This is a genomic window from Vibrio sp. 2033, from assembly GCF_033339735.1.
The window spans coordinates 1-500 of sequence record NZ_JAWOVC010000923.1 but is presented as its reverse complement, the minus strand read 5'-3'; the positions used below and the strand labels follow the sequence as shown (position 1 = coordinate 500).

Sequence of the window (500 nt, the reverse complement as noted above, 5' to 3'; positions counted from 1 at the left end):
ACGCATCCGCGATATAGTCCATGTGGTCATTAGTATAGACTCGACGTGGAATCGTTAAGCGCATTAATTCAAGCTCAGAGGCTTTCTGTTCACCCGTTTCAGGGTCACGTCCGAGCAACAATGAGCCAATCTCAACAGCTCGAATCCCAGCCTCCAGATACAACGCATTACACAAGGCTTGTGCTGGGAACTGATCGGCTGGAATGTGCGGCAATATTTTCGCCGCATCAACAAACACCGCATGGCCACCAGTTGGATATTGGATTGGAATTCCCCCCTCCCGCAGACGTTCGCCCAAGTATTGCACCTGACTGATTCGATAATGCAGGAAGTCTTCATCCGCGCCCTCATACAAACCTCGGGCTAAAGCCTCCATATCGCGCCCAGCCATGCCGCCATAAGTGACAAAACCTTCCATAGGAACGCAGCGCGTTTGCACCGCTTGGAACAACTCTTGATGATCACGAATACAACACATGCCACCAATGTTCACCATTGGA

1 protein-coding gene is annotated in these 500 nt (G+C 50.8%); it reads right to left on the bottom strand.

All coding sequences use genetic code 11. The features are described from left to right. A partial coding sequence (locus R7P74_RS29845; RefSeq protein WP_318124359.1) for a beta-eliminating lyase-related protein occupies positions 1 to 500 on the bottom strand: 500 nt, incomplete at both ends.